This window comes from Cyclobacterium sp. L-R (genome assembly GCF_056859355.1).
This window is the reverse complement of record NZ_JBSXOH010000098.1, coordinates 24422-37206: the sequence shown is the minus strand read 5'-3', so window position 1 is coordinate 37206 and position 12785 is coordinate 24422. Positions and strand designations below refer to the sequence as shown.

Sequence of the window (12785 nt, the reverse complement as noted above, 5' to 3'; positions counted from 1 at the left end):
TATACTGAATTAGGTTTTGTTTAGTTTCACGTTATTTTAAAATAAAGCAATGAGACTTATATATGTACTATTATTTTTGATTTGGTCTCCTTTGAGTTATTCTCAGGTCACTACCATTCATCGAAACCCTGAGATTCTTAGGATGGCCAATCAAGTTTCTTCAGATAGTTTGAAGGAATATCTTTATGGTCTCCTGGCATTTGGAACAAGGCATTCGCTTAGTCAGGACTCCGGGGAAAGGGGAATAGAAGCTGCAAGGCAATATGTTTTGAGGAAGTTTCGCTCATTTGAACCGCTAGCGGGAGGCAGGCTTACATCAGAAATTGATTATTTCACCGTTGCTGCGGATGGGAAAAGAGTAGCTCAGAAAACCAGAATGGGCAATGTCATGGCGACACTCAAAGGTAGCGATCCAAAAGATGACAGAGTCTTTGTGGTCAGTGGGCATATAGATAGCAGAGTTACTGACATTATGGACCACGAAAATGATGCTCCTGGAGCCAATGATGATGGTTCGGGCGTGGTAGCATTGATAGAGATGGTAAGAATAATGTCGAGGAAATCCTTTCCTGCTACCATCGTTTTTGTAGCTGTTTCAGGAGAGGAACAAGGCTTGATTGGTGCTACGCATTTAGCAAAAAGAGCCAAAGAAGAGCAATGGAACCTTGTGGCAATGATTAACAATGATATGATTGGTAATAGCAGGTCCAGTGGAACAGAAATACGAGACAATACCAAACTTAGGGTCTTTAGTGAAGGTGTTCCACTTTTTGAAACTGATAAGATGGCCACCTTAAGGAGACAAACGAACGCTGAAAATGACAGCAAGTCGAGGCAACTTGCAAGGTATATTAAAGAGGTAGGTGAACGGTATGTGGATCATCTTGAAATCAAATTATTGTACCGGAACGATCGTTTTTTAAGAGGAGGAGACCATACCCCTTTTTCAAGAGAAGGGTTTACAGCAGTGCGACTTTGCGAGATGAATGAAAATTACAATCAACAGCATCAGGATATTAGAATGGAGGAAGGGATAGCCTATGGTGATAAACCCGAACACATTGATTTCGAGTACCTGCGAAAAAATACAGCTGTAAATTTGGTGGTTCTGGCTAGCTTGGCTAGGGCACCCTCCGTTCCACGAGAGGTGGGGATTGTGATAAGTGAACTCACCAATAGTTCCCGGCTTAAATGGAAGCCACCAGCATTTGGTGAGGCAGATGGCTACTATGTGTTAATCAGGGAAACCAGTTCGGCTATGTGGGAAAAGAAAATTTACACCCGGGACAGGTCCATCGAAATACCTTATTCAAAGGACAATTATTTTTTTGCTGTTCAGGCAGTAAGCAAAGAGGGCGAAGAAAGCTTGGGTGTATTTCCGGCGCCTATACGTTAGTGAAGAAGTAGTAGGGGCGGAAATCGTATTTATTTCACGGAAAGCACGACTGCTACAAGTTTTCCTTTCTCAGCAGCCCTAAAAAAGAGGTTGCAATGACGATTTAATCTGTCTGACCAGAAATATATAATACATGTTTAGCATTTTAACTTAACGTCATATCAATAGGCGAAATTCACCAAATGAGCTGCCGAAAATGTTTTAAACATCTTATTGAAATAGACACAGTATTCAGAAAAAATCCCCGGGTTATTGCAGTCTATTCCTGTGGATATAGCTAGGGCTACCATCTCTACAGGTACGGGGATGGTAGCGATTGCCATAAAAGTTTTTTCTTCAGTCATAAGCAAGGTTATGTATACATAGAGGCCGTATTGCAATCCATCCTGCCCCATTAGGTATTCATTTCCTAGAGACAATATCCAAGCAATTTTTCGTCCGCCCTGATATTCATCCCAAACTGAGTAGTCGGTGTCAATTGTAAAACCACTTACACCATAACGCATAGAAAAATTTTGATTGATGATCTGACCTACTGACATCAAAAGATCTTCGAAATTAGTCTGTGTGAAATCATTTTGTATACCATAAAAATAAAGCTGCATGTCGTTATTATCTGGATTGATTACTTGAAAGGCTTCTTCAGCAGGGTTATAAGTGAGTGTCATTCCTTCTGGTACAGCTACTACCACCCCATTACTAATGTCTTCATAAATGTCAAATCGCATCGCATCATAATCCAACTGAATGTTCATGTCCAACTCAAACTCATCAGAAAGTTTAAGCAAATTTTCCGGATCGTCAGAAGATTCGATCATTTCAGTCAAAGACCTGTTTTTTGTAGGATAAAATTCAAAACCTATGGCATTGACGGGCGCAACGTTCGATGATTTGAAGTTAGATTCATATAAAATTAATTTTTCCGTTTCCAAAGAGGCAGGCTCAGTGCTGGGAGATTCAATTACTGCAGCAGCAGAAAAAAGTTGGGTAAGGTTCTCAAAGCCAATTGGTAGTGTGGTGTTGTTAGACTGCTCCAATTCTGTAAGATAGCTTGCAGGAATAATCCAGCTAACATTACTAGCTCCTTTTTCAAGCCCACCATCTCCTATTCCGATTAGTTGGCTCTTCGAGTCAAATACCGGTGCACCCGAAAAGCCAGGCAGCAGGCTTCCTTCAAGGTAAAGGATGTTGAGATCAAGGGCTGGAAATCCAATTTTTGCCAGTGCATCTTTGTCCTTTTTTGGAATCAAATGGCTAAGTTTTTCAGGATCTACATATCCCTTTTTCATTTGCCTGGATGAACTTCCGGTTGCACCTCCATTATAACCCAAGGCAAAAACATCTGTTCCAAATTCTATTTTTGAAGTGTTGAATTGATTTATGGGTATTACACCAGAGGGTGGTGAAGGTTCTCCTTCCATCAGTTCCAGAAGTACGAGGTCTGCCTTTTGAAGCACTTTTTTTATTTTGGCTTTTCTCCATGCCTGTCCCTGGTATAAAATGCGGATATTACCTGTACGGCTCATTCCATGAAGAGAAGTAACAACCTGGTTTGGTGATTTCCAGACAAATCCTGTTAGCGCATTTGATGCATTGTTGTTTGTAGAGACAATAACTTTTACTAATGCATTTTTTGCGTTGTCAGGATTAAATTGTCTGGCAAATCCTCCATAGGTAAGGAAGAAAATCAATACAATGCACCAAAATAATTTATTCATGGTTGAAAATTTTAATCAAAGAATGAATTACCAATACTCTTTCATCGGGATTGAATTGGGTATTTAGCTTCTTTATTATTTTAGACCAGGGGGCATTGGAGTTTTCAAAGGCTTCAGTCATTTCTTCCAGATTACTTTGTTGGTTAAGTTTGGTGATTTCTCCCTCAACCATGATGGTTCTTCCATCCAATGTGCTGTTTTCACAAAATTCATCTCTAAGGATTAACAGTGCTTCTGCACCTGTTTTATCGGAAAGGTCTTTTTTGAAAAGAGAAGAAAGTTGAGCCCATATTCCTCCTGCTGTATTGAAGGTATTATAAACCTCTGGGACAGGTGTTTCCGAACTTGCGTATACCAGAAAGTCACAAGCTTGGATTTTTAACGCTGAGCTATAAAGCACGTTAGCTTGTCTTATGGCAGCGGTGGAGTCGGATTGTATAAAGCCGGTCACGAACCCTCGGGCCTCATTTTCGGTATATCCTATATCCGTGAAAGTTTTCACTTTATCTGCCAAGCTAGGGGAGAATGGGTCATTGGCGCGTATATACAAGCCCAACAGAATACCGAGGACAGAGAATAAACCAAAGGCGCCAATTCGAAGACTTTTTATTGGGTCTAGGAACTTTTCGTTGAGTCCTACTAAAATAGCGAGTAATGAAGAGATAGTGCCAATCACTCCGCTTACTACAGGGGATACAGACAGTCCAAGTAGCAATCCCAAAAATAGGCCTATACCCAAGCCATTAAAAATTGCAGCATAGCCTTGAAACCGATTTATTAGGTGATTTGCTTCCCCATCGGGTAATAAATCCTTTAAATGGCTTTTAGCAGAATTGGGGGCATCCGAATCTTTCTCTTCCATTCAGTAAAGAGTTTAGTTTGTATATTGATTAGAGTAGAAAACGTGGTTTAAGCTAATACAATTTAATAAAAAATATGGAATGCAAATTAAAATAGTAAAATATTTCGTTTTAAATAGTCTCATTTCTCTTGGTTTTTTTACTCCAAGTTTTAAAAAAGAAGATAAACATGTAAAGAATCAAGCTGGTAATCCTAAATTTAAACGATTAATTATCGATTTACTCAAGAATATATGCTGTTGTAAAATTTAGCTTATAATCAATTGTTGTATGCTTACGGAGTGAGTCTAAAAGGATTTACTAGATGATATAATATAGTAATGTTTCTCAGTATTTTTTTAATATATAAAATTAATGAGGTAATTATAAGTCAATATTTTATTCATATCATTTCATGCATATTCCATAATTGTAAATCATAAAGGTTTGAATTGCTAGGGGTTAACTTAGTTGTTGGTTTAGTATTTAATCGAAGGGTGTTGAAGTTGTAGGAAGGGTAATTTCAAATTTTCTTTATTTACCATGAGGAGAAAATTATTTTAATAGTTAAAAATGGGTTTGTGGATGGTTTGGGTTTTAGAGAATTTAACATGCTTGTAGATGTAGGATGGTTGGTTTTTAGTTGTAATATAATGACATTACTTTTGTTTAGTCTTTGAACAGTTGCGGTATATTAGGTTAAATAGTTTAGGAAATTTTTAAATAATTTTATATATTCATATTGTATTTTTCAATTAATAGTGTTTTTTTAATTGATGGGCAATATTTTTTATATGAAATATTTTATGTTAATCTAAGTTGATTTTAATATGAGGTGTTCTTTAGTATTTCTGTTAGTGCTGATTAGTGGATATGGGATGAGTCAATCCACAGGTAACAAAATTGGATCAGATGGTAATATTGGTATTGGGACTACTGATCCAAAAGTAAAGTTGGATGTTGTTGGGCAAACAAGATTAAGAGGTCTTTTAGAGATTAGGGGGGAAGAGTTTGCCCAATTTATTCAGGGAAAAGATGCTGACAAACGAGGGGTTGCTATAGGTGTAAATGATTTTGGATTAAAAACCAGGTATAGGAAATGGGGAGGTGGTTCAAGAGCTTATAATCAGGTTTGGTATGATCAAGGTGGAAGTAATTTTTATTATGGCGGATCAACTACTCCAGTTTTTTCAATTTCGGATAAAGGAGCAGGGGTAGGCACTGGTGATATTAGTCATAAATTGACTGTGGTGGGTTCAGGGAAATTCTTGGGAACCCATGCTAATTATACAGAGATTAATTCCAATAATTATGGTCAATACCTTCGTCAATATGGAAATGATGGTACTAGTGTGAGCTGGATAATAAGGGGGTATTCTAATAATAATTTGCAGGCGGAATTCAATAGCGGCGGAGTTTTAGTTAGGGGTAAGGTTCAGGCAGAAGAAGTAAACATTACGATGAGGAATTGGGCAGACCATGTTTTTGAGGAGGGCTACCCCTTAATGGATCTTGGGCAACTCGAATTATTTATTGCCGAAAATGGACATTTACCTGGTATTCCTGATGAAAGTAGGGTAAAGGATGAAGGGATTGATTTAGGTGAAATGAATACAAAATTGCTGGAAAAAATAGAAGAGCTTACACTCTATATTTTACATCAGGAAAAGCAAATTCAGGAACTTTTAAAATTAAAAGATGATGTTGATAAATTGAATGCGGTAATTTCTAGCCATTAGCATCAGCTTTCCAGGAAAGTACAAGCCTAAATTATGCAGTAAAGCTTAGGCGTAATATTGTTAAAACCCAATTAACAGTTTAATTTTCAGACAAAAACCTTTGAATGCAAGCAGGTAAGAGGGTATTTTTTATCTATTCTCATGGTAAATTTAGTAAGAGGAAGACAGCCTGTGAAATATTAATTCACAAATGATTTCATTAAATAGTTTTGTTTAACCCGGATTATGTAATAGAATGTCTATTGCATAATCCGGGTTAAACAAGCTATTCTGAATATTTTTTGGTGTTTTGAATTTCAATGAATTATGGTTCAGAATAATTAATCCTTTTCCTTAAAGTCACTGTTATTTATTAAATAATTTTTAGATTAGTAAATTGGATTCCTTTTCAGGATAGTGAAAAACCCTGTGTTACAATAAAAGTCATTTTACAGATACTGTATCCTGCTAGAGTAGTCGGTATTTAAGCTAAAAAAATCGTTTGTAGTTATGTTTTTAAAATCTTTATTAATAATGGCATTGACCATAATGTCACAGTACGCTCATGCAACTATAGCAAAGGACAAGATAAAGGTTCTTATCATAGATGGGCAAAATAACCATTCAGATTGGCCTAAAACTAGCTTAATGATGAAAAGCCAGTTGGAAGAAACAGGACTTTTTGAAGTGAAGATTCAACGGACCAAATATACTTGGAATGGTGAAGAGAACAGTAGTTTTTTGAGCTTGGCAGATGTGGGAGAAACGGAAGATTTGAAAGAACCAAAGACAGACCCGGATTTTAGTCCAGATTTTAAGGCGTATGATGTAATCGTTTCTAATTTTGGTTGGAAAGCTGCCCCATGGCCGGTAGAAACGATGAGAAATTTTGAACAATTTGTTCAATCGGGGGGTGGGTTTGTAAGTGTTCACGCAGCAGATAATTCTTTTCCGGAATGGTTGGCATACAACCAGATGATAGGAATTGGTGGCTGGGGAGGCCGCAATGAAAAGGATGGACCCTATGTTTATTATAATGCAGAAGGAAAATTAGTAAAGGACAATAGTCCTGGATCTGCGGGTTCGCATGGAGCAAAAAACAACTTTACCATTCATATTCGGACCGAAAAACATCCTATCACAGCGGGAATGCCAGATACCTGGGTGTCTGCAAAAGACGAATGCTATGCCCGATTAAGAGGACCTGCGGAAAATATGACCATCTTAGCCACAGGAGAAGATTTGACTAATAAAAATAGAGATGGAAGGCATGAACCTGTGTTAATGGTGATTGATTATGGAAAAGGAAGGGTTTTTCATACCACTTTGGGGCATGATCAGGGGTCTCTTGAGGGAGTTGGCTTTATTAGTTCATTTACTAGAGGAGTAGAATGGGCAGCCACAGGAAAAGTGACCTTACCAATCCCGAAAGATTTCCCTACTAAGGATGAATCCAAATCGAGACCTTTTACTTTTAATTAAGGTTTCTATTGATAAATGTAGAAGAGCTTATGCTGCCTACGTTTTAAGGGAACTCTAAAATTGATGCAGAAATTTCGGAGATCTTTATTTTAGGGGGCACGAAAAAGGTGTATTAAATGCAATGAAGATTGGAAGGAGAATAAATAACTCCTTTTAATTAACGATAAATCCGTTCACAATAACCATTAGAAAAATGAGAATTTCCAATTTCTGTATGTTCTTGCTAAGCATGAACTTGCTCAGTTGTGCACCAGATAAAATTCAACATGAGGATGATGTGCAAAAACCAAACATCTTATTTGTTTTTGCCGATGACATGACCTTTACAGTTTTGGATGAGCTCGAAAAAAATGATGTGCATACACCCAATCTGGACAAATTAATTTCTGAGGGCACTTCTTTTACCAAAGCATACAATATGGGGAGTTGGTCTGGTGCAGTATGTACAGCTTCCAGAAGTATGATGATTTCAGGTAGAAGCGTTTGGAATGCCTTTGCTATAAAGGAAGAGTGGAGAAAAGGTGAAAACACAAGTTTGACTTTACCTCAACTTCTTAAAAAGTCCGGATATGAAACCTATATGACTGGCAAGTGGCATGTAGATGTTCCTGCTTCTGATATATTTGACCATACGGTTAATATTCGGGGAGGAATGCCCAAGGATACATGGGCTGGAAGCAATATGGGAGCGAAATTTGACTCAATAAAGAAAATAGAAGGTGATCTAGGGACAATCATGCCCAAAGGCTATAACAGACCACTTGTTGGAGAAAATGATAACTGGTCGCCAACTGATCGCTCTCTAGGAGGTTTTTGGGAAGGTGGTACGCATTGGAGTGAGGTGCTGAGAGACGATGCCAAATCTTTCCTAGGAAGTGCAGCAAAAAAGGATAACCCATTTTTCATGTATTTGGCCTTTAATGCTGTACATGACCCCCGGCAATCTCCAGGTAGTTTTTTGGATTTGTATGTATTAGATGATATAAAAGTTCCAAAGAGCTTTCTACCTGTTTATCCCTATAAAGAAGCCATAGGTAATGGGCCTGAACTTAGAGATGAAGCTTTGGCTCCTTTTCCACGAACTCCCTATGCGATCAAAAAACATTTGCAAGAGTATTATGCGATAATTTCTCATATGGACCATCAAATTGGAGAAATCTTTGAAGAATTAGATAGGAAAGGTTTTCGGGAAAATACCTATATCATCTTTACGGCAGATCATGGACTTGCCATGGGGAAACATGGGTTATTGGGAAAACAGACGATGTTCGATCATAGTATGGGGGCTCCTTTTATTATATCAGGACCAGGTATACCAAAAGGGAAAAAGCTAAATCAGGACATTTATATACAAGATGCCATGGCTACAATTTTGGAAATCGCAGGGGTAGATAAACCTGACTACGTTGAGTTTGAAAGCCTTTTGGCTTTAATAAATGGTGATAAGGACTTGATTCGAGAGGATATATATGGTGCTTATTTGAATAATCAGCGAATGATTAAAAAAGGTGGTTTTAAACTAACCGTTTATCCAAATGCCAAGAAATTGCTTTTATTCGATATGGAAAATGATCCTTTAGAAATGAATGATTTAGCAGATCAGCCTCAATATATGGAGTTGAGAAAAAGTTTGTTTGCAGCACTCCAAAAACAACAGGGGCAATTAAATGATAAGTTGACATTAAATGAAATGGATTATGTCTTTTAAAAGTTTGCTATCCCATTATAACTATCCTTCTTGTTTTACATTGAACATATCATTGTGGGTTTTATTACTCTTATTTTCCTGCAGTTCGGAAAACAATGAAGTCGCAAATGAAGGCAAACGGCCCAATATAATATATATAATGGCTGATGATCATACTAGTCAGGCATTCGGTGTTTATGGAAGTCGGTTGGCAGGTCTCAACCCAACTCCCACTTTGGATAGTTTAGCCAAATCGGGCATGCTCTTTGAAAACTGTTTTGTTAACAATTCTATCTGTGTTCCTAGTCGAGCTGCGGTGTTGACAGGTCAACGTGCTCAAACCAATGGAGTTTTAGATTTAGAAGGCAGTCTTCCACCGGAAAAGCAGTTTTTACCGATGGAATTAAAAAAACTCGGCTACCAAACAGCCATTATAGGCAAATGGCATCTAAAAGAGGAGCCTGCTTCTTTCGATTATTATAAAGTACTTAATCAACAAGGTACTTATTTTGATCCGGTTTTCAGGATTCAAGGGATGGATGCTTGGCCTTTAAACGAAGTTCAATATGAGGGGCATTCTTCTGATGTGATTACAGACCAGGTAATCAATTGGTTTGAAAAGGAAAGAGTAGAAGATAAACCCTTTTTTCTGATGTACCATTTTAAGGCTCCGCACGATGATTTTGAAAACGCCCCTAGGTATGAAGATTATCTGGAGGATGTTTTCATACCTGAACCTGAAAGCCTTTATGATAATGGAAACAATGGTTCAGTCGCTACACGAGGAAAAAGGGATAGTTTGACTAGGTATATAGGATCGTCCGTCTCCCACAGAAACCTGATAAGAAATCAAGCCATGAATATTTGGCAGGGTCCGAATTATAAGAATTATCGTAACGCTGAAGACATTTTGCCCAATGAATTGGTTAAATGGGAAATGGATGAAGAAGAGAAAAAATACACTTCAGAGGTTTACCAAAGTTACCTTAAGAAATACCTGAGATGTGTGAAAGGTATTGATGACAATATGAAGCGATTCCTGGCCTATTTAAAGACAAATGGATTGCTAGAAAACACCATTATAGTCTACACCAGTGACCAGGGGTTTATGCTGGGAGAGCATGACTATATAGACAAACGCTGGATGTACGAGGAGTCTCTGAGGATGCCTTTCTTTATAAGGTTTCCAGAAAAAATTGAGGCCAATACTCGAACTGATGCTATAATTAACAATACCGATTTTGCACCTACTTTAATTGAACTTGCGGGTGGAACAAAGCCTGATTATATGCAGGGAAATAGTTTTAAGGCCATTTTAGAAACAAACGAAGAGCCAGATGATTGGCCAAAGTCTAGCTATTACAGGTATTGGATGCATTTGGCGCATAGGCATGGAAATCCTGCCCATTTCGGTATACGGACCAAGCAGTATAAATTGATTTTTTATTACGGAAAATACTGGGTGGACACCGATAAGCCTGAAGCCGAATGGAACAAGAGCAGTTGGGGAAATGATTTCACCACGCACACCCCTGTGGCATGGGAGTTCTATGACTTAGAAAAGGATCCTCAGGAAATGAATAATAGGTATGCGGATCCTGAATACAAGGAAACGATTGCTCAATTGAAGGAGGAATTGAAGCGTTCTAGGGTGGAGCTAAATGAAACTGATCAGAATTACCCGCATATTCAAAAGGTAATTGATGAGCACTGGAATGACTAGTTCTATGTGAATTAGAACATTTTACCCGGATTATGTAATAGAATGTCTATTGCATATTTCGGGTTTAAGCTATAAAAGTTCTTATATATGAACTGTATATACAAAAGTAAAGAAATAATATGAAAGCCATAGGATTCAGAAAATCGCTACCCATAGCTGAAAAGGATAGTTTTATTGAATTTGAAACAGCCAAACCAAGCCCTTCAGGTTTTGATTTGTTGGTAAAGGTTGGGGCTGTATCTATGAATCCCGTCGATTTTAAAGTAAGACAAAGTGCTGCAAAAGATATCATCTTGGATGAACCCAAGATTATCGGATATGATGCAGTAGGAACAGTCGTGTCAGTAGGTGAGAAGGTTGGCCTTTTTAAAGAAGGAGATGAAGTGTATTATGCAGGAGATCTTACCAGAAGTGGGAGCAATGCTGCTTTTCAATTGATTGATGAGCGAATTGTAGGAACCAAACCAAAATCTTTGCGTATACAGGAGGCTGCAGCAATTCCGTTGACAGGACTGACAGCCTGGGAGGCTATTTTTGACAGAATGAAGGTAGATCCAAATAAAGCTAAGGGGAAGTCAATTCTAATCCTTGCAGGTGCTGGAGGGGTTGGATCCATAGCGATACAAATTGCAAAGCAGGTTGCTGGACTCACAGTGATTGCCACCGCTTCACGGGATGAAACTCAAGACTGGTGCAAGTCAATGGGGGCGGATTTTGTTGTAAATCACCATGACCTTCAATCTGAGATGGAAAGGACTGGGCACAAAGAGGTAGATTATATTTTGGATTGTGTAGATATAAATGGGTACTGGGAAGCGCTAAACGATATTATCAAACCGCAGGGTCATATCGTAACGATTACTGGAAGCAATGAGCCCTTGAATCTGATGTTGCTTAAAAATAAAAGTGTGTCTTTTTCCTGGGAATTCATGTTCACACGCTCCATGTACACCACAGAAGATATTATTAGACAACATGAAATTCTCAATGAGATTGCTGATTTGGTGGACAAAGGGATTTTGAAATCAACCTTGAAAACAGAGCTGAAAGGGTTCTCAGTGGAAAATTTTAAAAAAGCCCATGAGATGCAGGAGTCTGGAAAATCAATTGGCAAAACAGTTATAATGTTTTAGGTAAATCACTCCAGATTTGAGACCGGACCTTAATTCCCACTATTTGAAAATATGGCTTCAATTAAAACAAAACTAGCGAGGGCTGGGATCAATACATTTTTCTTTTTGTTGCTTTTCACTATTCTATTGGCCTACCTGTTTCCTGAATGGGGGGAACTAAAAGGTGATTTTACTATTGACAAGTTAACCTACTACGGTGTTTCTTTGATCTTTTTCTTTTATGGGATAAAGATTAGTCCTTCTACCTTAAAGATTGGCTTATCCAACTGGAAGCTCCACTTATTGATTCAAGGCACTACATTTATAATTTTCCCATTATTTATTTTATTACTCTATGGTTTTTTTGGAATAGAGGGAGACTTATTTTGGTTGGGCGCTTTTTATATGGCAGCCCTACCTTCTACTGTCTCTTCCTCAGTAGTGATGGTGTCTATTGCAGGAGGTAACCTCCCTGCGGCTATATTTAATGCCAGTATTTCAAGTATAATCGGTATCGTAATCACCCCATTATGGATGGGGCTTTTTCTAAGTGCTGAACAGGCAAGTTTTGAGCTGTTGAGTACTGTGTGGGAGCTTGTAAAGCAAATTCTCATACCTGTAGTCATTGGCTTTTTTCTACACAATTGGTTAATCAACTGGGTGCAGAAGTACCTTAAACTACTTAAAAACTTTGACCAACTTGTAATCCTGTTGATCGTGTTTTCTGCCTTCTCGCAATCTTTTGGTGGAAATATGTTCGAAGGTCAAAACATCCTGAGTTTAGGCTTTTGGATGCTACTATTATTTTGTTTTATGGCTGGAGGAATGTACCTATTGGGCAGATGGCTTTCTTTTGAAAGGGTGGATAGGGTCACTGTTTTGTTTTGTGGGTCCAAAAAATCATTGGTTCAAGGGGCTGTAATGGGGAAGATTTTGTTTCCTGACCCTGTGATTTTCGGCGTAGTGTTGCTTCCACTGATGCTCTATCACACCTTACAGCTGATTCTTGGTAGTGCATTGGCCGAAAGGTTGGCACTTTCAAGGAAAGACACCTTAAAATAATATTGTGGGTTAATGGCATTGTTTTAGGGCAGGTAAACACCTAAATAT

The 12785-nt window shown here is 38.1% G+C and carries 9 protein-coding genes; 7 read left to right on the top strand and 2 right to left on the bottom strand.

Features of this window, described 5'->3' with window-relative positions; translation table 11 throughout:
- Nucleotides 1-49: 49 nt before the first annotated feature.
- On the top strand, nucleotides 50-1396 hold the full coding sequence (locus tag AC13EX_RS23040; protein ID WP_482894513.1) for a M28 family metallopeptidase: 1347 nt from the start codon (nucleotides 50-52) through the stop codon (nucleotides 1394-1396).
- A gap of 161 nt (nucleotides 1397-1557) precedes the next feature.
- Here the strand turns inward: AC13EX_RS23040 and AC13EX_RS23035 are convergent, their stop codons facing one another.
- Together AC13EX_RS23035 and AC13EX_RS23030 are read right to left on the bottom strand one after the other, a co-directional pair.
- On the bottom strand, nucleotides 1558-3114 hold the full coding sequence (locus AC13EX_RS23035; RefSeq protein WP_482894512.1) for a S1 family peptidase: 1557 nt from the start codon (nucleotides 3112-3114) through the stop codon (nucleotides 1558-1560).
- On the bottom strand, nucleotides 3107-3976 hold the full coding sequence (locus AC13EX_RS23030) for a hypothetical protein (protein ID WP_482894511.1): 870 nt from the start codon (nucleotides 3974-3976) through the stop codon (nucleotides 3107-3109). The genes AC13EX_RS23035 and AC13EX_RS23030 overlap by 8 nt, the downstream gene beginning before the upstream one ends.
- Before the next feature lie 807 nt (nucleotides 3977-4783).
- Here AC13EX_RS23030 and AC13EX_RS23025 point away from each other — a divergent pair.
- The 6 genes from AC13EX_RS23025 to AC13EX_RS23000 all read left to right on the top strand — a co-directional run bounded on the left by AC13EX_RS23025 (nucleotide 4784) and on the right by AC13EX_RS23000 (nucleotide 12737).
- Nucleotides 4784-5692 carry a hypothetical protein gene (locus AC13EX_RS23025; RefSeq protein ID WP_482894510.1) on the top strand — a complete coding sequence of 303 codons (909 nt, stop codon included), beginning with the start codon at nucleotides 4784-4786 and terminating at the stop codon, nucleotides 5690-5692.
- 513 nt (nucleotides 5693-6205) lie between these two features.
- Complete coding sequence (locus tag AC13EX_RS23020; protein ID WP_240477792.1) at nucleotides 6206-7153, top strand: ThuA domain-containing protein; 948 nt, start codon at nucleotides 6206-6208, stop codon at nucleotides 7151-7153.
- A gap of 193 nt (nucleotides 7154-7346) precedes the next feature.
- Nucleotides 7347-8861, top strand: coding sequence for a sulfatase family protein (locus tag AC13EX_RS23015; protein WP_482894509.1), 1515 nt, complete (start codon nucleotides 7347-7349; stop codon nucleotides 8859-8861).
- The gene (locus AC13EX_RS23010) at nucleotides 8851-10563 is read left to right on the top strand and encodes a sulfatase family protein (protein WP_482894508.1); all 1713 of its coding nucleotides are present in this window, start codon (nucleotides 8851-8853) and stop codon (nucleotides 10561-10563) included. Before AC13EX_RS23015 ends, AC13EX_RS23010 begins: the two co-directional genes overlap by 11 nt.
- Nucleotides 10564-10682: 119 nt before the next feature.
- The gene (locus AC13EX_RS23005; RefSeq protein WP_482894507.1) at nucleotides 10683-11696 is read left to right on the top strand and encodes a zinc-binding alcohol dehydrogenase family protein; all 1014 of its coding nucleotides are present in this window, start codon (nucleotides 10683-10685) and stop codon (nucleotides 11694-11696) included.
- Between the two features lie 51 nt (nucleotides 11697-11747).
- Nucleotides 11748-12737 carry a bile acid:sodium symporter family protein gene (locus AC13EX_RS23000; RefSeq protein WP_482894506.1) on the top strand — a complete coding sequence of 330 codons (990 nt, stop codon included), beginning with the start codon at nucleotides 11748-11750 and terminating at the stop codon, nucleotides 12735-12737.
- The last annotated feature ends 48 nt before the right edge of the window (nucleotides 12738-12785 follow it).